Source organism: Streptomyces caeruleatus, from assembly GCF_001514235.1.
In the GTDB taxonomy this organism is placed as follows: domain Bacteria; phylum Actinomycetota; class Actinomycetes; order Streptomycetales; family Streptomycetaceae; genus Streptomyces; species Streptomyces caeruleatus.
The window spans coordinates 398,727-420,653 of record NZ_KQ948925.1 but is presented as its reverse complement, the minus strand read 5'-3'; the positions used below and the strand labels follow the sequence as shown (position 1 = coordinate 420,653).

At 71.9% G+C, this 21,927-nt stretch carries 17 protein-coding genes and 1 pseudogene; 12 read left to right on the top strand and 6 right to left on the bottom strand.

Going from position 1 to position 21,927, the window contains the following annotated elements:
- The first annotated feature begins 5 nt into the window (after positions 1 to 5).
- Together AQJ67_RS06725 and AQJ67_RS06720 are read left to right on the top strand one after the other, a co-directional pair.
- Positions 6 to 3,239, top strand: a complete 3,234-nt coding sequence (locus tag AQJ67_RS06725; protein ID WP_159058728.1) for a M36 family metallopeptidase — start codon at positions 6 to 8, stop codon at positions 3,237 to 3,239.
- Positions 3,236 to 3,679 carry a hypothetical protein gene (locus AQJ67_RS06720; protein ID WP_062717115.1) on the top strand — a complete coding sequence of 148 codons (444 nt, stop codon included), beginning with the start codon at positions 3,236 to 3,238 and terminating at the stop codon, positions 3,677 to 3,679. Before AQJ67_RS06725 ends, AQJ67_RS06720 begins: the two co-directional genes overlap by 4 nt.
- A gap of 30 nt (positions 3,680 to 3,709) precedes the next feature.
- Here the strand turns inward: AQJ67_RS06720 and AQJ67_RS06715 are convergent, their stop codons facing one another.
- Complete coding sequence (locus AQJ67_RS06715; protein ID WP_062717114.1) at positions 3,710 to 4,690, bottom strand: alpha/beta fold hydrolase; 981 nt, start codon at positions 4,688 to 4,690, stop codon at positions 3,710 to 3,712.
- A gap of 201 nt (positions 4,691 to 4,891) precedes the next feature.
- Between AQJ67_RS06715 and AQJ67_RS50155 the strand changes: the two genes are divergently transcribed.
- Positions 4,892 to 6,064 carry a pentapeptide repeat-containing protein gene (locus AQJ67_RS50155; protein WP_079055811.1) on the top strand — a complete coding sequence of 391 codons (1,173 nt, stop codon included), beginning with the start codon at positions 4,892 to 4,894 and terminating at the stop codon, positions 6,062 to 6,064.
- A 13-nt stretch (positions 6,065 to 6,077) separates the two neighbouring features.
- On the opposite strand, the gene AQJ67_RS06705 is transcribed toward AQJ67_RS50155, so the two are convergent.
- The gene (locus AQJ67_RS06705) at positions 6,078 to 7,319 is read right to left on the bottom strand and encodes a hypothetical protein (protein WP_159058727.1); all 1,242 of its coding nucleotides are present in this window, start codon (positions 7,317 to 7,319) and stop codon (positions 6,078 to 6,080) included.
- Positions 7,320 to 7,657: 338 nt separating this feature from the next.
- On the opposite strand from AQJ67_RS06705, the gene AQJ67_RS06700 reads away from it, so the two are divergent.
- Positions 7,658 to 8,674: a LacI family DNA-binding transcriptional regulator gene (locus AQJ67_RS06700; protein WP_062717112.1), complete on the top strand. Its 1,017-nt coding sequence runs from the start codon at positions 7,658 to 7,660 to the stop codon at positions 8,672 to 8,674.
- A 31-nt stretch (positions 8,675 to 8,705) separates the two neighbouring features.
- Here the strand turns inward: AQJ67_RS06700 and AQJ67_RS06695 are convergent, their stop codons facing one another.
- The gene (locus AQJ67_RS06695; protein ID WP_062717111.1) at positions 8,706 to 10,256 is read right to left on the bottom strand and encodes a glycoside hydrolase family 43 protein; all 1,551 of its coding nucleotides are present in this window, start codon (positions 10,254 to 10,256) and stop codon (positions 8,706 to 8,708) included.
- A gap of 262 nt (positions 10,257 to 10,518) precedes the next feature.
- Between AQJ67_RS06695 and AQJ67_RS06690 the strand changes: the two genes are divergently transcribed.
- Entirely contained in the window at positions 10,519 to 11,988 is a 1,470-nt protein-coding gene (locus AQJ67_RS06690) for a GH1 family beta-glucosidase (protein ID WP_062717110.1), read from the top strand.
- Between the two features lie 64 nt (positions 11,989 to 12,052).
- The gene (locus AQJ67_RS06685; protein ID WP_062717109.1) at positions 12,053 to 12,526 is read left to right on the top strand and encodes a MarR family winged helix-turn-helix transcriptional regulator; all 474 of its coding nucleotides are present in this window, start codon (positions 12,053 to 12,055) and stop codon (positions 12,524 to 12,526) included.
- A 10-nt stretch (positions 12,527 to 12,536) separates the two neighbouring features.
- On the opposite strand, the pseudogene AQJ67_RS06680 reads toward AQJ67_RS06685, so the two are convergent.
- Positions 12,537 to 12,913: pseudogene (locus AQJ67_RS06680) on the bottom strand (carboxymuconolactone decarboxylase family protein); the annotation flags it as partial.
- A gap of 367 nt (positions 12,914 to 13,280) precedes the next feature.
- Between AQJ67_RS06680 and AQJ67_RS06675 the strand changes: the two are divergent.
- A complete protein-coding gene (locus AQJ67_RS06675) occupies positions 13,281 to 14,387 on the top strand; it encodes an LLM class flavin-dependent oxidoreductase (protein ID WP_062717108.1) in 1,107 nt (368 codons plus the stop codon).
- Positions 14,388 to 14,412: 25 nt separating this feature from the next.
- Positions 14,413 to 14,844, top strand: a complete 432-nt coding sequence (locus AQJ67_RS06670; protein ID WP_062717107.1) for a tetratricopeptide repeat protein — start codon at positions 14,413 to 14,415, stop codon at positions 14,842 to 14,844.
- Positions 14,845 to 14,857: 13 nt separating this feature from the next.
- On the opposite strand, the gene AQJ67_RS06665 is transcribed toward AQJ67_RS06670, so the two are convergent.
- Complete coding sequence (locus AQJ67_RS06665) at positions 14,858 to 15,472, bottom strand: short chain dehydrogenase (RefSeq protein WP_062717106.1); 615 nt, start codon at positions 15,470 to 15,472, stop codon at positions 14,858 to 14,860.
- A 70-nt stretch (positions 15,473 to 15,542) separates the two neighbouring features.
- On the opposite strand from AQJ67_RS06665, the gene AQJ67_RS06660 reads away from it, so the two are divergent.
- The 4 genes from AQJ67_RS06660 to AQJ67_RS06645 all read left to right on the top strand — a co-directional run bounded on the left by AQJ67_RS06660 (position 15,543) and on the right by AQJ67_RS06645 (position 21,047).
- Entirely contained in the window at positions 15,543 to 16,415 is an 873-nt protein-coding gene (locus AQJ67_RS06660) for a LysR family transcriptional regulator (RefSeq protein WP_062717105.1), read from the top strand.
- Between the two features lie 443 nt (positions 16,416 to 16,858).
- Entirely contained in the window at positions 16,859 to 17,668 is an 810-nt protein-coding gene (locus AQJ67_RS06655; protein WP_062717104.1) for an HAD family hydrolase, read from the top strand.
- A complete protein-coding gene (locus AQJ67_RS06650; RefSeq protein WP_062717103.1) occupies positions 17,665 to 20,061 on the top strand; it encodes a glycoside hydrolase family 65 protein in 2,397 nt (798 codons plus the stop codon). The genes AQJ67_RS06655 and AQJ67_RS06650 overlap by 4 nt, the downstream gene beginning before the upstream one ends.
- 104 nt (positions 20,062 to 20,165) lie before the next feature.
- Positions 20,166 to 21,047: a universal stress protein gene (locus AQJ67_RS06645; protein WP_062717102.1), complete on the top strand. Its 882-nt coding sequence runs from the start codon at positions 20,166 to 20,168 to the stop codon at positions 21,045 to 21,047.
- A gap of 27 nt (positions 21,048 to 21,074) precedes the next feature.
- On the opposite strand, the gene ppk2 is transcribed toward AQJ67_RS06645, so the two are convergent.
- Entirely contained in the window at positions 21,075 to 21,878 is an 804-nt protein-coding gene (ppk2, locus tag AQJ67_RS06640; RefSeq protein ID WP_062717101.1) for a polyphosphate kinase 2, read from the bottom strand.
- Positions 21,879 to 21,927 lie beyond the last annotated feature (49 nt).

Sequence of the window (21,927 nt, the reverse complement as noted above, 5' to 3'; positions counted from 1 at the left end):
AGGGAATGCCACCCACACGCTTATCGAAGCGTGCAAGATCGCTGCTCGTCGGCGCGGTGCTGCTCGCACTGCCGGCCGTCACGGTCGTACCGGCGCAGGCCGCCGATGTCGGCGAGCGCGCCGGTACGCGGAAGGGACCGGCCCAGGAGCGGTCCGAACTGCCGTACCCGAACGTCGACGTCCGCGGTGACCAGCGCGTCACGCCCACCGCCGGGCAGCTGCGCGCCGCGCGGGAACTCGACGGTACGGCGGTCCGCTGGAGCCGGTTCGGAACGCCGAAGCGGCTCACCCCGCAGGGCCGCAACGCCCTCACCGGCGCCGACACCGACGACCCGCGCACCGTCGCCCTGGACCACGTACGCGACCACGCGGCCCTCTACGGCCTCTCCGCCCCCGAGTTGGACGCGCTCACCGTCCTCAAGTCGTACCGCACCGAACACAACGGCGTACGGCATGTCTTCATCGGCCAGACCGACGGCGGCGTGCCCGTCCACGACGCCCGCCTCTCGGTCGCCGTCGACAAGGCCGGCCGCATCCTCACCGTCACCGGCAGCCTCGTCCCGGACGCCCGCGCCTCCGGGGCGGTCACCCTCGACAAGGGCGACGCGCTGGACCGGGCCGCGGCCTCCGTCGGCACCGAGACCCCGCCCGACGGTGCCACCGCCACCAGGGTCACCTTCCCGCTCGCCGACGGCACCGCCCGCCCGGCCTGGCGGACCACCCTCACGGCCGCCAACCACCACCTGTACGACACCGTCGTCGACGCCGGGAACGGCACGATCCTGCTGCGTATCGACCGCACCAGCAACGAGGGCCCCGAGGGCCGGGTCTTCACCGTCCAGAACCCCACCCTCGGCAGCGCGACGACCGTGCCCTTCACCGGCCTGGGCCGTTCCTGGGTCGGCGGCCGGGTCACCACCGGCAACAACGCCGAGGTCTCCCAGGACCCCGACGGCGACGAGTCCCTCGGGTACCAGCCGCAGACCCCGGCCGCCGGCGACCCGGCGTACCAGCACTTCGACTACACCTTCACCGACGCCTTCCGCACCAGCGGCGGTACCGACCTCACCACCGACCGGGACGCGGTCGTCACCCAGGCCTTCTACTACACCAACCGGATGCACGACCACCTCTACGGGCTCGGCTTCGACGAGGCGTCGGGCAACTTCCAGGAGGACAACCTGGGCAACGGCGGTGCCGGCGGCGACCGGGTCGACGTGTACGTCGACTTCGACGCCAACGGAAGCTCCGCCTGCAACGCCAACTTCAGCACCCCCGACGACGGCCAGAACGGAACCATGCGGCTCTTCGTCGGACGCTCCTCCTGCGGCAACCACGACATGCACCGGGCCATGAACGGCGACACCATCGCCCACGAGTACAGCCACGGCCTGTCCAACCGCCTCGTCGGCGGCGGCGACATGGGCGACGGCGAGCAGACCGGCGCGCTCGGCGAGGGCTGGAGCGACGCGGTGGCCACCTCGCTGTGGAACGACCCGGTGTACGGCGAGTACAACAACGGCTCGGCCACCGGCGTACGCAGCGTCGCGTACAACGACAGCGACCTCACCTACGCCGACCTCTGCTCCGGCGGCTGCCAGGTGCACTCCGACGGCGAGATCTGGGCAACGGCCATGTGGGACATGCGCACCGCGCTCGTCGGCGCGTACGGCTACGCCACCGGGAAGCAGCGGCACGAGCAGCTGATGGTCGACGGCATGAAACTGACGCCGTCCTCGCCCGACTTCCTGGACGCACGCGACGGCATCCTCGCCGCCGACCGCGCCAACCACGGCGGCGCCGACCAGTGCCTGCTGTGGGGCGTGTTCGCCGGCCGCGGCATGGGCGCGAGCGCCACCTCACCGAGCCAGACGCAGGCCGACCCGGCGACCGACTACCCGGCGAGCTGCCGGCCCACCGCCGACGCCGGAGGCCCGTACACCACCAAGGAGGGCGCCGACGTACGGCTCGACGCGAGCGGCTCCACCGTCCCCGGTGGCGGCGGCAGCTACAGCTGGGACTTCGACGGCGACGGCGCCTACGACGACGCGACCGGCGTCAGCCCGCTCTTCGACCGGGTCGGCCAGGACGGCACGTACACCGTCGGGCTGCGCGTCGGCAACGCCGCCGGGGCCGACACCGACCAGACGACCGTGACCGTCACCAACGTGGCGCCCGCCGTGGCCTTCACCGTGCAGGGTCCGCGCGAGGAGGGCGGCAGGCTCACCGTCTCCGGCACGGTCACCGACCCCGGCTGGCTCGACCCGCTCACCGCCACCATCGACCCCGGCGACGGCGAACCCGTCTCCCTGCCCGGCCAGTTGGAGAACAGCCGTCCCGACGCCACCCTCACCTTCAGCCGCGAGGTCGTCTTCGGCGACAACGGCACCTTCACCGTGAAGATCTGCGGCAGCGACGACGACACCACCACCTGCCGCGACGCCGAGATCACCGTCGCCAACGTCGACCCGACCGCCGCCATCGACAAGACCGGCGCCGTGCCGCTCGCGGGCGGGAAGACACTCGTCGTCCACGTCGGCGAGGAGAAGCGGTACACCGCCCGGGTCACCGACCCCGGCAGCGACGACGAGACCATGAGCTGGGCGTGGGGCGACGGCACACCGGCCACCACGACCACCTCGCTCGTCAACCCGCCGGACCCCGACCCCGCCCGCAGCCCCAGCGTCCAGCCCCGCGACCTGACGGACGCCCAGGCCCATACGTACGCCAAGCCCTGCCTGTACGACCTGACCTTCACGGCACGCGACGACGACGGAGGATCGGGGACCGACGCGATGCCCGTCATCGTCCAGGGCAACGCCCCGCTGTCGCTGCTCGCCGACGTCTGGTACGTCAAGTACCTGACCGGCGACCTCACCGGGCTCGGCAAGAAGACGCTGGACTGCTATCTGAGGATCGTCCAGCACGCGAGCGCGGTGTTCTCCGAGAAGGTCGACGTGTCCACCCAGGCCAAGGCCGCGGACGTCCTCTTCCTCAACCTGCTCCTGGACCCCAGACGTTCCCTCGACCGCCAACTGCTCGCCGCCTGGCTCAACTTCGCGAACGGCGCCTTCGAGCCGAACGAACTCGTCGACACCGACAGCGACCTGAAGCCGGACACCCCCTTCCTGGAGGCCGTCCAGAACGCCGAGAAGGTACGCCTCGATCCCAACGCCACCACGCGACAGCTCAAGGCCCAGGCGGCCATCCTCACCTGCGTCAACATCCCCCTCGTATGACACGGACGACCCTCCTGCCGCGCGCCGCCGTCACCCTGCTCCTCGGGGTGGCGGCGGCGGCCGCCTGCACCGACAACTCCCCACCAGCCGCTTCGACTTCGCCCACCCCCACCGCGGCCCCCACCTCCACGCCCATGACGACAACGGCCACTCCCGAGCCCTCCGCGCCGTCGGCCCCGGCCGTCCTCACCCCGGACGACACCGGACGCACCGTCACCCTCGCCCTCGGCGACACCACCCAACTGCGTCTCCCGGGCCGTTGGCGAGAGACCGCGCCCATCGTCGACGGCACGGCGGTCGTCCTCGTACCGGTCGACTACGAGACCGATCCGGGCTTCCGGGCCTGGGACGTCCGTGCCGCGAAAGAGGGCGAGGCGGTACTGCGCACCCCGGGGCAGCAGGGCCTGCGGTCGTTGCGGATCACCTTTCAGGTCGGGTGAGCACGGCGGGCGGCCCGACGGACGTCTGCTTCAACTGGGCAGGGCCGCCAGCCAGTCGGTGAGGATCCGGTTGACCTCGGCCGGGCGTTCCTGCTGGATCCAGTGACCGCAGCCGTCGAGGAGGTGGGAGGAGACCAGCCCGGGCAGCGTGACGGGGTAGGCGTCGATCGCGTCGGCGAGCCAAGTGGTGGAGGCGTCCAGGCGGCCTCCGACGAACAGCGACGGCTGGGCGACAGGGACGCCGTCGAGGGCGGCCAGGTCCTCCCAGTCGCGGTCCATGTTCCGGTACCGGTTCAGCGCCCCGGTCAGACCCGTGCGCTCGAACTCCCCGGCGTACACGTCCAGGTCGCGCTCGCCGAGCCAGGCGGGAAGCCGGCCCTCGGGGAACCGGTCCCGCATCGCCCTGCCCCTGCTGACGAAGTGCGGGTCCGGGGCCGTCGGCCCGGGCATGGTGTCCCCGGACAAGGCCGCGTAGAAGCCCGCGAGCCAGCCGCGCACATCGGGCTCGATCTCGGCCTCGGCGCGGCCCGGCCGCTGGAAGTAGGAGACGTAGAACTCCTCGTCCCCGCCCATCCCCGCGAAGACCTCGCTGGGCCGGGGCCCACCGCGTGGGGTGTACGGGACGCTCAGCAGCCCCACCGCGCGGAAGACGTCCGGCCTGAGCAGCGCGGAGTTGGCGGCGATCGTCGCGCCCCAGTCGTGGCCGACGATCACCGCGGACTCCTCGCCCAGGGCACGCACCACCTCGGCGTTGTCCTCCACCAGCTCGGTCATCCGGTACGCGCCCGGGTCGGCGGGCCGGGAGGAGCGGCCGTAGCCGCGGACGTCGACGGCGACAGCGCGATGGCCGGCCGCGGCCAGGACCGGCAGTTGGTGACGCCAGGAGTACCAGGACTCGGGGAAACCGTGCACGAGCAGCACCAGCGGCCCGGTTCCCTGTTCCACCAGGTGGGTCCGGCCCGCCGAGGTGGGGACCAGGCGGTGCGTGAAGTCCGTGGTGTGCGGTGGCATGAGTCCTCCGAGTCCGGTCGGCCTGCGTGAGCCACGACCGCCGACGGTCCGCCGCGCCCGAGGCTCGCTGCCGATCCTGCTGCGGGCAGCGCCGCCAGACCGAACCCCGTTGCCGTTTCAGCAAAGCACCTGAGGGCGGACACCGTCGCTCCCACGCATCGACCTTGATCGTTCCTGGCGTGGCGCCTAGGCTCCCAGCCCATGGACACGGGGGAGTCGGACCGCGGGCGCGGGCTCTGGTCGCGGCGCGAACGGCCGGCCGGGCGCCGCGCGCTCGCGGTCGTGCTGGCCGGGGCGGTGGGGCTGGCCGTTCTGGGGGTGGTGCTCGTCGTCGTGCCGGGTGTGGTGGTCGACCATGATCTCGGTGGGGCGAGCGTGGCTGCTCAGGACCGGCTGAAAGCGGTGGCTGACGTCCGAACGACTCTGCTCCAGGCCGTGGGCGGCATGGTCGTGCTGTTCGGCGCGTACGCCACCTGGCGTCAACTGCGCGTCAGCCAGGACACGTTGCGCGCCACCCAGGAGGGCCATGTCACCGACCGGTTCAGCACGGCCGTCGATCAGCTCGGCAGCGACAAGCTGGAGACACGCATCGGCGGGCTCCACGCGCTGTGGCGCATCGCGGAGCACTCCGCCCGCGACCGTGAGGCCGTCGTCTCGATCCAGGCGGCCTACCTGCGGACGCACCTGCCCTGGCCGCCCGTCCGCCCGGAGGCTCCGGCGGCGGACCTGTCCATCAACGACGTCGTGCCGCTGGAGGTCCGGGCCGCCGACGCCCAGGTCGCGCTGACCGGGCTCGGCGTGCTGCTGCTGCAACCCCGAGAGCAGTCCTGGGTCAACCTCAGCGTCACGGACCTGCGCCGGGCCGACTGCGACGGGCTGTGGCTCCACGAGGTCAACCTCGACCGGTCCTGCATGGAGGGGGCCGGCCTCTACCACGCCAACCTGCGGCAGTCCTCCCTCGTCTCGGTCAACCTGCGGCACGCCGACCTCACGACCGCGATCCTGCGCCGGGCCCGCTGCGTGCTGGCCGACCTGCGGGGCGCCCGGCTGGTCGAGACCGACCTGCGCGACGCCGACTTCACCGAGGCCGACCTGCGCGAGGCGAACCTGCGCAAGGCCGACGCGGGCGGCGCCGTCTTCCACCGCGCCGACCTGCGGCTGGCCGACCTGCGGGGCGCCGACCTGAGCACGGCCGACCTGCTCCAGGCGCGTCTGACCGGCGCGCTGGCCAGCGAACACACCCGCTGGCCGAACGGGTTCGACCCCGTGGCCGCCGGCGTGGTCGCCATCGAGGACCCCGGACCCGAACCGCCGCCCCTGCTCCAGCCCCCAGGGATCACGACCCGGCATCCGCCCCTGCGGTCCATGCCGTGACGACGGCCCTCGTTCAGCGCTCGGCCAGGTGGACCGCTGCGCCGTTGTCGGTGTACACGAGCGCGGCGTAGGCGCTGACGCGATCGGGGACAACCCCCGCGTCGGCGCTGACCGTTCGCCCGGTACGCCCGTCCACGACGAACGCTCCCTCCTTGCCCTTGACGTAGAACAGATCCTTGAACTCGGCCTCCAAGGTGCCGCTCCACTCGCCCGGCCCCGCACCGGCCGCCCGGCGCCACAGCACCTCGCCGGCGTCGTTCACCGCGACCGCCCCGTCCTTCTTCGAGGCGCACAGCTGAACGGTGCCCTCGTCGTCGTGTTCGCAGTCCATGCCCTTGGTCAGGCCGCCTCGCTTCGACAGCGCGAAGTCACCGGTCGCGATCTCGATCAGCCGCGACTGCTCGCTGTCGTCGTCGAGCTTGGCCAGGGGAGCGCCGTTCGAGGCAATCGCCCAGAGGGCGCCGGCCGGCACCTCCTTGACCCAGAGGTCACGGCCGTCGGCCGCGGCGACACCGGCCAACGAGTAGTTCTCGTCCGGCTCCTCGCGGAAGCCCAGCACGGCGTCGCCGGATCCGCCGACCTTCCAGAACCCGGCGCGCTGCCACAGCGTGCGGGGCTCGTCCAGGGCGAGTGCGAAGGTGCCGGTCGGATAGCCGTCCTCCGTCCAGGTGACGGTGGCGACGCCGTCCCCCACCGACACCTGAAGCGCGCCGAGCTTGCCGGCCGGGTCACCGTAGATGTCCACGGGCAGCCGCCAGATCAGCTTGCCGTCGTCCGCACGCGCCGCGATCACCTCGAACCCGGCCTGGGCCTTGCCGGTGCCCGTCTTGGCGAGCCGCACCGGCACGACGGTGAGCACGGCAGGCACGCCGCCGATCCGCACCGGCACAGGGAACGACACGCGCTCCCGTACCAGCTCGGCCTGCTTCTTGCTCAGCTCACCGGGCGCCGGAAGGTCGTACATGGGCGTGTTCCGGGTCGTGAGGGTGCTGACGGCCCTGCCCGTGGCGAGGTCGTACACCGTCACGCCGGACGCGTGCGACAGCCAGGCCGCACGGCCGTACAAGGCGATGGTGGGGTTGCCTTTCGGGCCGGTCGGCAGGACATGGGCCGCCTTGCTGTCGAACGCCAAGGGCGCCGCGGCCCGGGGATCGCCGGTGAGGTCGAGCACCTTCCGGCTGGGCTTGACCGACGGCGAGCGGCTGGACGCCGAACCGTCCCCGTCTCCCGTCGGACCCGCGCTGCACGATGTCACCAGAGCCACTGCCGCCAGAGCGATGGCACCTTCCCGTACCCGGCTTCTCATCCGACTCCCCACTCCCCGCTCTCCGTGTGCCGTGACGTGTGCGTCGACCCGCCACTGACCGGGCGGGCACTCCTGACTGGACGCATCGGACCACTGGTGGGCCGGGACCGGTCCCGGCCGCGGGTGTCGCCCACAGGGGGACGTGCACAGAATGGGGCGAGGGGGAAGATGATGCGTCAACAGAATGAGGCCGGTGCGGCTCCGCGGCCTGTGACAGTATCGGCGTTGGACGCAGGGGCCGTGTGCTGGGGCCGTGTGCTGGGGGCGAGAGCAGAGGGACGGGTGAGATGAACCGGCCACCGGGAATGATGGACGTGGCGCGGGAGGCCGGCGTCTCGCACATCACCGTCTCCAGGGTCGTCAACGGCCACCCGTCGGTCAGGCCGGAGACCCGGGCCCGGGTCGAGGCCGCGATCCAGAAGCTCGGCTACCGCCGCAACAGCGTGGCCAGAGCCCTCAAGAGCCGTCGCTCCTCGACCATCGGCGTGGTGATCGTCGGTTCGGAGCTGTTCGAGCTGCCCCGCATCCTCCTGGGCGTGGAGACGGCCGCCAAACAGGCCGGCTACTGGGTGAGTCTGGCGAGCCGGCAGGGCGAGAGCACCACCGGTGACCTCGTGGAGACACTGCAACGGCTCACCGATCAGTCGGTCGAGGCGATTGCGATCGTCGCCGACCACCCCCTCGCCGTGGAGGCGCTGTCCGGCCTCGTCCTCGAAGTACCCGTGGCCGTGGTGATGTCCGGCAGCGTGCCCAACCCCGGTCTGAGCTTCGTCGAGGTCGACCAGGAACTCGGCGCCCGGCTCGCGGTCCGGCACCTCCTCGACCTCGGGCACCGGCACATCGCCCATCTGACCGGCGCCCCGCGCATCTTCGACGCCCGGGCCCGTGTCGACGGCTGGCAGGCCGAGCTCGCCACCGCGGGAGCGGAGGGCACCCTGCTCGAAGGGGACTTCAGCGCCGAGAGCGGATTCCGTCTCGCCCACCGGCTGTGCGCGGCCGGCACCGAGATGCCGACCGCCGTCTTCGCGGGCAACGACCAGATGGCGATGGGCGTTCTGGCGGCCTTCGCCGAGCGAGGCGTGAAGGTGCCGCAGGACGTGTCCCTCGTCGGGTTCGACGACATGAAGGGCTCGGGCTACCTCGTACCCGCCCTGACCACCGTCCGCCAGGACTTCGCCCACCTGGGCAGCAGTGCCATCGAACTGCTCGTGCGGATGCTGGGCGGGGACGCCGCCGAACGCCAGAAGATCGCACCGGAACTCGTCGTACGACGCAGCACCGCCGCGCCCCGCGTGGATTCCTGAGGCGCGGCGCCGGCTCGAAGGCGCGGGGAGGTCAGCAGGCGGGGCCGTACTCGAACCAGTGCACGTGTGCCTCGCCCGCTTCGGCGTCGCCGATGCCGTACAGGCCGACGTAGACACCGACGAACCCGCCCGCGAGTTCCGTGCTGAAGAAGGGGCGGTCGATGCTGCCGAGGGTCGTCGTGCCGGTGCCGTCCTCGACGTGGAAGGTGTAGCCGGACTCGTCGCTGTCGACCGTGAGGACGACGTCGTCGTTCGTCACGGGTATCGCCGCGAGCCGGGTCTCGGAGTCCGTCTGACGGGCCGTGAGGACGACGTGCGGGGTGCCGGAGGCGTCGGTGGTCAGGGCGAGAGTGGCGTGGTGGTGGTCCTGGACCACGGCCAGTCCCGCCTCGTGTGCCGGTGTGGCGGCGGTGAAGCGGATGCGGGTGCGTGCGCGCATGCGGAGGTGCTGCTGACGGCGCCCCACGAACGCGGGGGTGCCCGTCGAGGTCAGGGGCTCGGGGGACAGCCGGACGGTCAGGCCTTGCTCGCCGGGGCGCGGCGAGACGAGGTGGTCGACCGGTCCGCGCAGGCTGTTCCACTCCGGGCCCAGCGCGGCGCCGCTGAAGTCGTCCCGCACCGGTGCGGTCGGGTGCGTAACCCTGGCCGGTGGCGTCAGTCCCGCCGGCAGCCGCTCCGCCGGTCGTACCCGCCCGGTGTCCGGTGCGAAGACGGGGCCCCGGGCGGTCCACTCCACCGGCACGAGAAAGACCTCGCGGCCGAGGGTGTGGGTACCGTCGACCGGCCGTACACCCAGGGCCACGGCCCAGGTCTCCCCGGCGGGGGTGTCGACGAGGTCGACGTGGCCGACGTTGTGGATCGGTTCCGCCGCTCCACGGTGGCGGTGGGTGAGCAGCGGGCTCCTGGGGTCCGTGGCGTAGGGGCCGGTCACGGTGTCGGAGCGGGCCGCGGTGACGGCGTGATGGTGTTCGGTGCCGCCCTCGGCGGCGATCAGGTGGTACACCCCGTCGCGCTTGTACAGGTGCGGCGCCTCCACCCAGGCGCCGCGCATCGCGCCGTACCAGAGGGCGTGGGTCGGACCGGTCAACGCCAGGGTCTCGAGGTCGAGTTCGCGCATCCACAGCTCTCCGGGTCCCGTCACCTCCGGTTCGGCGGCGTCGCGGCAGGCGGTGAACCAGCAGCGGCCGTCGTCGTCGAAGAAGAGCGACGGGTCGATGCCCTCCGCGTCCAGGACGGTCGGCTCAGACCAGGGTCCGGCCGGGTCGTGGGCCGTGAAGAGGAGCGTGGTGCTGCCCCGGCGGCCGCTCGCGAGGGTCACGACCACGTAGAAGGTGCCCTCGTGATGGCGGATGGTGGCGGCCCAGAGCCCGTCCGAGATGCCCAGCCCGTTCAACGACAGCTGGGACGGCCGGTGCACCACATGTCCCAGCGGCCGCCAGTTCACCAGGTCGCGGCTGTGGAAGACCGGGAGCCCGGGATAGTACGCGAACGACGACGTGACCAGGTAGAAGTCCTCTCCCGCCCGGCAGATCGACGGGTCCGGGTGACTGCCGGCGAGAACGGGGTTGGCGAAGGTCGGCACGGGCGCACTCCGAGGCGGGAGAGGGCGGAAGGGAGGGGGCGGAACGGAGGGGGAGGGGGAGGGGGAGGGGAGAGGGCGGTGGCGAGAGGGTGGCGGGGAGGGGATTCGACGGGCGGAGACCTTGACAGTTGTTAACGTTAACATCACCGTGGTTCCGGGTGGGCGGGCCGACGAGGATCGAGCGACGGTCCCGTCCCGTGGCCACCGACCCGCCTGGTCCGTCAGGACCCGGCCCTCAGCCGAGACCTCCGGAGAGATCCACATGCCGACAGCCCCGAACGACCCCGCCCAGCCCCTGACGTTCCCCGCCGGCTTCGTCCTCGGTTCCGCGACCGCGGCCTACCAGATCGAAGGCGCCGCCGCCGAGGACGGACGCGGCCCTTCGATCTGGGACACCTTCTCCCGCACCCCCGGCAAGACGTGGAACGGCGACACCGGTGACGTCGCCGCCGACCACTACCACCGGCTCGAAGCCGACCTCGATCTCATGGCGTCCCTGGGGCTGCGGGCGTACCGCTTCTCCATCGCCTGGCCGCGCATCCAGCCGACCGGCCGGGGCCCGGCCAACCCCAAGGGGCTGGACTTCTACAGCCGGCTGGTCGACGGCCTGCTCGACCGGGGGATCGCGCCGGTCGCGACCCTCTACCACTGGGACCTGCCCCAGGCCCTCGAGGACGCCGGTGGCTGGACGAACCGAGCCACCGCCCACGCCTTCGCCGAGTACGCCCGTATCGTCGGCCAGTCCCTCGGCGACCGCGTCGCGATCTGGACGACCCTGAACGAACCGTGGTGCTCCGCCTACCTCGGCTACGGGTCCGGAGCGCACGCCCCCGGCCGCACCGACGGCGCCGCCGCGCTGACCGCGGTCCACCACCTGAACCTCGCCCACGGTCTCGCGGTGCAGCAGCTCAGGGCGGTCACCACCAACGATCCGCAGTACTCCGTCACCCTCAACTTCCACGTCCTGCGGGGCCGCGGCGACGGCGGGAAGGAGGCGGTGCGCCGCATCGACGCGCTGGCCAACCGCTCCTTCACAGACCCGCTGCTGCGCGGCCACTACCCGGCGGACCTGCTTGAGGACACGGCCGAGGTCACCGACTGGGCGTTCGTCCAGGACGGCGACCTGGCCCAGATCCACCAGCCCCTGGACCTGCTCGGCGTCAACTACTACGCCACCACCGCCGTCCGCCTCTGGGACGGTGCGACGTCGCGTCAGAACCATGACGGGCACAAGGACATGGGCGGCTCGCCCTGGCCCGGCTCGCCCCAGGTCGAGTTCGTCGAGCAGCCGGGCCCGCACACCGCCATGGGCTGGAACATCGACCCCGACGGCCTCGAGGAACTCCTCCTGGACCTGCACACCCGGTTCCCGGACCAGCCGCTGGTCGTCACCGAGAACGGAGCTGCCTTCGACGACCGCGTCACCGCCCGCGCCGACGGCTCGTACGCCGTCCACGACCCCGAGCGGGTCGACTACCTCCACCGTCACCTCGCCGCCGCCCACCGTGCGCTGACCTCCGGCGTCGATCTGCGCGGGTACTTCGTGTGGTCGCTGATGGACAACTTCGAGTGGGGCTACGGGTACTCGAAGCGCTTCGGCATCGTCCACGTCGACTACGAGACCCAGCGCCGTACGTTGAAGGACAGCGCGCTGTGGTACCGGGACCTGGCGGTGACAGGCAGCATTCCGCCCTTGCCGGCCGAGAACGCCGCCGACATCCAGGCGGGCTGACGCGACACCGCCGCCCGCCCTTCGGACAGTTTGGTGAACTGTCAACTACGTTTACACTTTCTCCATGGGCGAGCAAGGGGCAGTGCGATGGCTGACGGCGGACGAGCAGCGCGCGTGGCGAGGCTTCGTCCGGCTGCATGAGCGGCTCGGCGGGCGTCTTGGCCGCATGCTCCAGTCGGAGTCGAACGTGTCCCCCGCGGACTTCGCGGTGCTGGTCAATCTCACGGACGTACCGGACGGGCGGCAGCGGTACCAGGATCTGGCGCGGGCGCTGGAGTGGGAGAAGAGCCGGATGTCCCACCACATCGCCCGGATGGCCGGTCGGGGCATGGTGGTGCGCGAGGAGTGCCCCGAGGACGGGCGCGGCGCCTTCGTGGTGATCACGGACGTGGGGCGGGCCGCCGTCGAGGCGGCCGCCCCACGTCATGTCGAGGCGGTGCGCGAACTGTTCATGGACCATGTCACGCCGGCCGAACTCCGGGTACTGACCGAGATCTCCGAGCGGGTCATCGGCAAGCTGGACGAGACCCGGTCCTGACGCGACTGAGTCAAGCACTGCCATCGGTCGAGGAGGGTGTCGACGAGGCTCGGGTCCGGCCGGTTGCCCGCACCGGGTGCTTGCTCATGATCGATACGCGGTTGAACGCCCCGATGTGATCGCCACCCAGATCGCGGCGGAGATCTGGTCCTCGGTGAGCGCCCTGCGGGCGGCGGCGTAGGCGGACGCCTGCGCCTCGGCATCCGTCGGATCGTTCGTCGCCTCGGCCAGCTCCAGGGCCGCGCGCTCCACCGGAGTGAACACGTCGGCGTCCCGCCAGGCCGGCAGAACCCCCAGCCGCTCCGGCGACTCGCCCGCGCGCAGGGCCTTCCTGGTGTGCAGGTCGAGGCAGTAGGCGCAGCCGTTCAGCTGGGAGACACGTAGATCCTCCGGGCGGCGGATCCGTTGGTCTGCTCGCTCACTTCGCGTCTCCTTCTGGTCCGGCCAGGGCACGCCCGTCGGGTGCGTGCGGCCGTGGACGCCGGCGGGCCGGCCGAGGAACCCCGGGTCGACGTGCTGTCCACGCGGGACGTGCCCCTGAGGTCGAGGGCCACCAGGGCCGCCGCCTCCCCGCACCGGCCCTGCCGAACGCCGTCATCACACCACGCGGAAACCCGCCCCGCCGCTGACCCGCGCCACCGGCCTCCGTGCGAGAGGCGTCCCGTGGGCTGAAGGGAATAGCGGGGCGCGAGGGCGCGTTGCAGCGGCATAGTTGATGTATCAACGTAAGGGGGGGTGAGGAGGGGTGAGGGCGATGCAGTTCGGCATCTTCACCGTCGGTGACGTGGCCACCGACGCGCACACGGGTCGTACGCCGACCGAGCACGAGCGGATCAAGGCGATGGTGGCCATCGCGCTGAAGGCCGAGGAGGTCGGCCTCGACGTCTTCGCGACCGGGGAGCACCACAACCCGCCGTTCGTGCCGTCGTCCCCGACGACCCTGCTCGGCCATGTCGCCGCGCGCACCGAGCGCATCGTGCTGTCGACCTCCACGACGCTGATCACCACGAACGACCCGGTGAAGATCGCCGAGGACTACGCCATGCTCCAGCACCTGGCCGACGGGCGCGTGGATCTCATGATGGGGCGCGGCAACACCGGCCCGGTCTACCCCTGGTTCGGGAAGGACATCCGGCAGGGCATCAACCTCGCCGTCGAGAACTACGCCCTGCTGCACCGGCTCTGGCGCGAGGACGTCGTGAACTGGGAGGGGAAGTTCCGTACGCCCCTGCAAGGGTTCACGTCCACGCCCCGCCCGCTGGACGGCGTACCGCCGTTCGTCTGGCACGGCTCGATCCGCTCGCCGGAGATCGCCGAGCAGGCGGCGTACTACGGCGACGGGTTCTTCCACAACAACATCTTCTGGCCGAGGGAGCACACCGCGAAGCTGATCGACCTGTACCGGGAGCGGTACGCGCACTACGGGCACGGCACGGCCGAGCAGGCGATCGTCGGGCTGGGCGGCCAGGTGTTCATGCGGCCCAACTCCCAGGACGCCGTCCGCGAGTTCCGCCCCGTCTTCGACCACTCGCCGTTGATGGGCGGCGGGATCTCCATGGAGGAGTACATGGAGCAGACCCCGCTGACCGTGGGCACTCCCGAGCAGGTCATCGAGAAGACGCTCACCTTCCGCGAGTACGCCGGCGACTACCAGCGCCAGCTGTTCGTGGTGGACGGCGGCGGAATCCCGCTGAAGACCGCGCTGGAGCAGATCGACCTGCTCGGCGAGGAGGTCGTCCCGGTCCTGCGCGAGGAGTTCGCCAGGAACCGGCCGGCCGACGTACCGGACGCCCCCACCCACACCTCCCTGCTCGCGGCCCGCGACGCCGAGCGCGCACAGCCGGCCGGACCCGTGGCGTGACACCGAAGAGAGGAGCCGAGAGACGATGACCGAGAACTTCAACGCGTACGCGGCGACCGGCGGAGTGGCGCCCGACCGCTGGGCCGGCGCCCTGCACCTGTTCGACAGCGGGGCCGGAGTGCCGCACGAGGAGAGCATCATCGAGCGCTGGGAGCGGGCCCGGCTGCTGTTCGACGCGCGGGACTACACCGCTGCGGCGAAGCTGCTCGCGGCCGTGGTCGAGGAGGCCCCGGAGCAGACGGGACCCCGGCTGCTGCTGGCCCGCGCCTACTACCACTCCGCCCAACTGGGGCGCGCGGAGGAACAGTTGCGCCAGATCGTAGAGCGCGATCCGGTGGAGCACTACGCCCACCTGATGCTGGGGCGCACCCTGCAACGCCAGGGGCGTGACGACGAGGCGGAGCCCTGGCTGCGCGTGGCCGGCGCGTTCGCGGGTGAGTTCCCGGACGACGCGTGAGCGGCAGCGGCTTCTACAGCGCGTAGACCTGCCCGGTCTGCGCTCCCTCGACGGAACGTACGTACGCCTGCGCGGCGTCGGCGACGGGGACCGGCGGCATGCCCGGGAAGAAGTTCCCGTACGTGTCGAGACTCTCCGTGAAGACCGTGGGGCTGACCGCGTTGACGCGCTGCGGGGCGATCTCGATGGCGGCGGCGCGCACGAACGACTCCACCGCGCCGTTGGCCATGGAGGCGGCTGTGCCCGTGGGTATGGGCTCCCGTGCCAGCACGCCCGTGATCAGGGTGAACGAGCCGCGCTCCGAAATGCGGGAGATCCCTTGCCGCACGAGTTCGATCTGGCTGAGCGCCTTGCCGTGGAAGGCGGCGAGGTAGTCCTCGGCTGTCATCTCGGTGATGGGCCTGAACGGCGTGGAGCCGGCCGCGCTGACCACCGCGTCGACACGGCCGGCCCGCTCGTACAGTTCGCGGATCTGTGCCGGGTCGGTGACGTCGTAACGCAGGTCGCCGGCGTTGCGTCCCACGGTCAGGACCTCGTGTCCACGGCCGGCCAAAGCCTTGTGGACGGCGGTGCCGAGGGTGCCGGTGGCGCCGACGAGCAGAATCTTCCGGATCTTCAGAGCCTTCATGGCCGTGACGCTATGCCCGATCCACCGGACGGGAGAAATACCTCACGGACAGCATTTATGCTCCAGGGTTATGAATGTGGAGCTACGGCATCTGCGCGCGCTCCTCGCGATCGGCGACGAGGGCACCATCACGGACGCCGCGGCCGTGCTGCGCGTCAGCCAGCCCGCGCTCTCGCGCACCCTGGACCAGCTGGAAAGCCGCGTCGGCGTCCGGCTCGTGGAACGCACCACGCGCCGTCTCGCCCTCACTGACGCGGGCCGACGACTGCACGAGCGGGCCCACTCCATTCTCCGGCAGCTGGACGACGCGCTGACCGAAGCCACCGCAGGCGCACGGTCCCTGCGGATCGGCTTCGCCTGGGCGGCGCTCGGCGACCGGACCGTACCGCTGCTCCGTGACTGGCGTGAACAGCACCCGCAGACCCCCCTGCGGGTGCACCGCCGCGACGATCCGGAGGCGGCCCTGCGGCGCGGGGAGATCGACGCGGCGTTCCTGCGTACGGCGCCGGCCGCGGATGCCGGACTGGAGGTCCGCTCGCTGTACCGGGAGCGGCGGCTGGTCGCGGTGCCCGACGGGGATCCCCTCGCCGAGCGCTCGGCCCTGCGCCTGGCCGACCTCGCCGGTCGGCCGGTCGTCCTCTGCTCCACCGCCGCCACCACGGCAGACCTCTGGCCCGACGGGCAGCGGCCCCACACCTTCGAAGTGGCCAACGTCGACGAATGGCTCACCGTGATCGCGACCGGAGAGGCGGTCGGCGTCACCGCGGAGGCCACCGAGCACAGCCATCCGCACCCCGGAGTCCGCTACCGACCACTGGCGGACGTGCCCCCTGTCACCGTCCGCCTGGTGTGGCCCAGGGCCGCGACGCACCCTGCCCTGCGTGCGTTTCTCGATCATGTCGAGCGGGCGGTCGGCACGGTGGAAGACAGGGCGGGCAAGTAAAGAGGGCAAGTGAAGAGGGCAAGTGAAGAGGGCAGGTAAAGAGAGCAGGTAAGGAACAAGGCGGGAAGGGCCCTATCCACTTCTCGCGGATCCTGATTGCGCGGTGCGCGGCCGTCATCCGCTTCCCCGCGCCGTTCCGGGTCCTTCCCGTCACCTCCAGCACACCATGCGCACGGCTGATGCGCCAGGGCCGCCCGGCCCTCGCCGGGCACGGACGGCGAAGCGGCGGCGGCTTCCGGGCGGGGCCGGAGGTGACAAGGCGGGCCTGGCGGGTACCCATGAGCGGATCCCGCCGGGCGCGGGTGAGCCGTCGAGCGGAGGTGAGAGGCCGTGCGGTTCGCGTTCACTGCTGCCGACCTGCACCGACATCCCCTGGATGCCGTACCCGCCGGGCACTGCCGCGCGCACTGCCCAAGCGCCGTCCCGCCGCGGCGAGCGTGACCATGCGCCCGCCCGACACGCCCGGCACGCCCGACGCATCCGGCACGCCCGACGCCCCTGGCAGGTCCGACGACGCGCTCGCCCCCGTCCTGCGTGACGTGCGCGCCGTCGTCTTCGACACCGACGGAGTGATCACCGACTCGGCCAGGGTCCACGCCGCCGCCTGGAAGGTGGCCTTCGACGGCTTCCTGCGCGCCCACCCGCCCGAGGACCCCGACCAGCGCCGCCCCTTCGACGTGCGGGACGACTATCTGCGTCACGTGGACGGCAGGTCCCGCCTCGACGGAGCCGCGGCCTTCCTCGCGGCCCGCGGCATCGACGCGTCGGCCGACACGGTCCGGTCCGTCGCCGAGGACAAGGAGCGCCTCTTCACCCAGCGGCTGCGCGAGCAGGGCGTCGACGCCTACCCGGGCACCGTACGGCTGGTGAAGGCCCTGCGCGCGGCAGGAGTGCCCCGCGCGGCGGCGTCCGCGTCCCGGCACGCCGGTGAGCTGCTGAGCCGGGCCGGGGTGCTCGACCTGTTCGACGCCCTCGTGGACGGCGGCGAGTCGGCCCGGCTGGGCCTCGCGGGCAAGCCCGAGCCCGACCTCTTCCTGGAGGCGACCCGGCGGCTCGGCGTCCCCGCCGGCCGGGCAGCCGTCGTCGAGGACGCCCTGGCCGGGGTGGAGGCGGGGCGCCGCGGCGGGTTCGCTCTGGTGGTCGGCGTGGACCGGGCCGCCGGCGCGGACACCGGGGCGCGGCTGCTGCGGCACGGCGCCGACCTCGTCGTACACGACCTCGGAGAACTCTGCGCGGGAGGAGCGCCGACGTGACGGACCGGAGCGGGGAGGCCGAGGGTACGGGCTGGAGCTGGGAGTACGAGGGCTACAAGCCCGCCGACGAACGCCTCCGGGAGTCGCTGTGCACGCTCGGCAACGGCTACTTCGCCACCCGGGGCGCGCTGCCCGAGTGCGCAGCCGACGACGTCCACTACCCGGGGACGTATGTGGCCGGCATCTACAACCGGCTCACTTCCGAGGTGGCCGGCCGCCGTGTGGAGAACGAGGACATGGTCAATGTCCCGAACTGGCTGCCCCTGCGGTTCCGTCTCCCCGGCGGGCACTGGATCACGCCGGACACCGCGCACGTCCTCGACCACCGGCAGATGCTGCACCTGGCCGCGGGCCTGCTGGAGCGCCGGACGCGGTACGACCTGGGCGACGACCGCGTCCTGACCGTACGCCAGCATCGGATGGCGCACATGGCCGATCCCCATCTCGCCGCCCTGCGCACCGAGTTCACCGCCGAGCAACTCTCCGGCCCGCTGGAGGTGGAGGCGGCCCTCGACGGTGGTGTCACCAACTCCGGTGTGGCGCGCTACCGGGACCTCGACGGCCGCCATCTGACCCACGTCCACACCGGCACCGCCGCCCCGGACACGGTCTGGCTGCGCTGCCGCACCCGTACCTCCGACATCCGGATCGGCATCGCCTCCCGGCTGACCGCCGACGTACCTGTCACGGCGCGCCATGAACGGCCGTACGCCCTCCAGAAGCTGACCGTCGACCTCGCCCCCGGCGAGACCGTCACCGTCGACAAGACCGTGGCCCTGCACACCTCCCGCGACCCGGCCATCAGCGACCCGCTGCACGCCGCCGTCGACCGGGTGGGCCGGGCACCCGGCTTCGACGCGCTGGTCGCCTCGCACCTCACGGCCTGGGACCAGCTCTGGCGCCGCGCCGCACTCGACGTGCCCGGCGAGTCGGGCCGCATCCTGCGGCTGCACCTCTTCCACGTCCTGCAGACCCTCTCCCCGCACACCGCCGACCTGGACGTCGGCGTACCGGCCCGGGGACTGCACGGCGAGGCCTATCGCGGTCATGTCTTCTGGGACGAGCTCTTCGTCCTGCCGTACCTGAACCTGCACTTCCCGGAGGTCTCCCGGGCCCTGCTCCGCCACCGTCACCGACGCCTCGAACAGGCCTGCACCTCGGCCCGGGCGGCGGGCCACCGGGGCGCGATGTACCCCTGGCAGAGCGGCAGCGACGGACGCGAGGAGACCCAGCAGCTCCATCTCAACCCGCGTTCGGGACGCTGGCTGCCGGACCACTCCCATCTTCAGCACCATGTCGGCTCGGCCGTCGCGTACAACGTGTGGCAGTACTGCGAGGCGAGCGGCGACATGGAGTTCCTGCACACCAAGGGCGCCGAGATGCTGTTGCAGATCGCCCGCTTCTGGGCCGACAAGGCCGTGCACGACGGGAGCCTCGGCCGGTACCGCATCAAGGGCGTGGTGGGACCGGACGAGTACCACGAGGCGTACCCGGACGCGGCGGTGCCCGGCCTGGACGACAACGCCTACACCAACGTCACCGCGGCCTGGGTGCTGGCCCGCACCCTGGAACTGCTCGACACCCTGCCCGAGCCCCGCCGCCGCGAACTCGCCGAGCGCACCGGCCTCGACGCGGGTGAACTCGAACTGTGGGAGGACGTCTCGCGCACCCTCCACGTGCCCTTCCACGACGACGTCATCAGCCAGTTCGCGGGCTACGCAGACCTCGCCGAACTCGACTGGAACGGCTACCGCGAGAGCTACGGCGACATCCGGCGACTGGACCGGATCCTGGAGGCGGAGGGCGACACCGTCAACCGCTACAAGGCGTCCAAACAGGCCGACGTCCTGATGCTCGGATACCTCTTCGCACCAGCCGAACTCGGAGGCCTGTTCCACCGGTTGGGGGTGCGGCTGGACGAGGACACCTGGCGGCGCACCCTTGAGTACTACATGCACCGCACCAGCCACGGCTCCACCCTCAGCGGCCTGGTCCACGGCTGGGTGCTCGCCCGGTGCCGGCGCAGCGAGGCGTGGAAGTTCTGCCAGGAGGCTCTCCAGGGCGACATCGCCGACGTACAGGGCGGCACCACCGGCGAGGGCATCCACCTGGGCGCCATGGCCGGCACCCTCGACCTCGTCCAGCGCGGCCTGACCGGTCTGGAGACCCGGGGCGGCGCCCTGTGGCTGGACCCCGTACCCCTGCCCGAGCTGTCCTCCTACGGCTTCCCGCTGCGCTACCAGGGCCACTGGGGCATGCGGCTGCGTCTGGAACGCGGCCTGCTGGAGATCGAGGTCCCGTCCTCCGACGCCTCTCCCATCGACGTTCGCCTCCCGGGCCGCGGCGTGTCCCTGGAACCGGGCCAGACGGGCCGCCTGGTCATCCACGACTGACGGCCCGGCCGGTGCGGAATGCCGTCGGCGGGGAGAGGCTGGGAGGGCAACGGCCGTCGGCCCGGCGTGCGAGCCCGCGGCCGGCGCCCGGAAAGGGGAGCGTGATGAACGGCCCGGTTGTCGTGGGGGTGGACGGTTCGGCGTCGAGCCTGGAGGCGGTGGAGGCTGCGGCGCGGGAGGCCGGGCTGCATGGTGTGGGGCTGCGGGTGGTGCATGCCTTCGGGTGGCCGGCCGCGCACATTCCGCATGGTGGCCGGCCGTGGGAGCCCAGTGGCGCCGGGATGCGCGAGCTGATCGACGGGACGCTGGCCAAGGCCGAGCGGCGGGCAAACGAGACGGCGCCGGGCATCGAGGTCATGCGCGAGATCGTCGTCGGCGAACCGGTGACGGTGCTGGAGATCGAGTCGCGCACCGCGTCCCTGGTCGTGGTCGGCAGCCGGGGCCTGAGCCGGTTCGGTGCCCTGCTGCTCGGCTCCACCGCCGGCCATCTGGCCGCGCATGCCGCCTGCCCGGTGCTGGTGACGCGCGGCAGGCCGAACCCGGCCGGGCCGGTCCTGCTGGCCGTCGACGGCTCGCCCGCGGCCCGGGGAGCCGTCGAGTTCGCCTTCTCCCGGGCCTCCCTGCACGGCACGGACCTGGTGGCGCTGCACATCTGGAGCACCCGGACCGAGCGCGCCTACGACAGCCCCGCCGACCCGCCCTTCGTGACGTACGACGAGGAGCGGCTGCACGACGAGGAGGAACGCGTGCTGGCCGAGGCGCTGGGCGGGCTGCGCGACCGGTATCCCGACGTCGCCGTGGACCGCAGGCTGGTGCGCGGCCGGGTCCGGCACACCCTGATCGAGGCCAGCGCCGAAGCCGCACTGGTCGTGGTCGGGGCGCGCGGACGGGGCGGATTCGCCGGGATGCTCCTGGGCTCGGTCAGCCAGGCCCTGCTCCACCACGCCCACTGCCCGGTCGCCGTCGTGCGGTCGGGGCAGGAGTGAACGGGCCGAGCGGGAGGCGGGTGCGGCTCAGAGGTTCGCCGCGTGGTCCGGGACGTACTTCTGAAGGTCGCGCGGCGGTCGCTGGTAGCCGCTCGACTCCGGCCGTTCGGGCAGGTCCAGCACCGGCGGGAGGACGTCCTGGTACGGCACCGAGTCCAGCAGATGCGCGATCATGTTCACCCGGGCCCGGCGCTTGTCGTCGCTCTCGACGACGTGCCACGGCGCCTCGGCGATGTCGGTGTGCACCATCATCTCGTCCTTGGCCCGGGAGTACACCTCCCAGCGGGTGATCGACTCCAGGTCCATCGGGGAGAGCTTCCAGCGGCGCAGGGGGTCCTCCAGACGGCGCCTGAAGCGGTCCTGCTGCTCCTCGTCGCTCACCGAGAACCAGTACTTGCGCAGCAGGATCCCGTCCTCCACCAGCATCCGCTCGAAGATCGGGCACTGATGCAGGAAGCGCTGGTACTCCTCCCGGGTGCAGAACCCCATGACGTGCTCGACACCGGCCCGGTTGTACCAGCTGCGGTCGAACAGCACGATCTCACCGGCGGCCGGCAGGTGCTGGATGTACCGCTGGAAGTACCACTGGCTCCGCTCACGTTCGGTGGGCGTCGGCAGCGCCGCGATCCGCGCGATCCGCGGGTTGAGATGTTCGGTGACCCGTTTGATGGTGCCGCCCTTGCCCGCCGCGTCCCGCCCCTCGAAGACCACGACCAGCCGGGCGCCTTCCGTCCGCACCCACTCCTGAAGCTTCGCCAGCTCCATCTGCAGGCGCAGCAGTTCCTTCTCGTACGTCTTGCGCGGCAGCTTCGCCGCCTTGTCGCCGGCCATGCGGCCTCCCACAGCCGAACTCGAACACCAGAACAGCACCGTACTGACC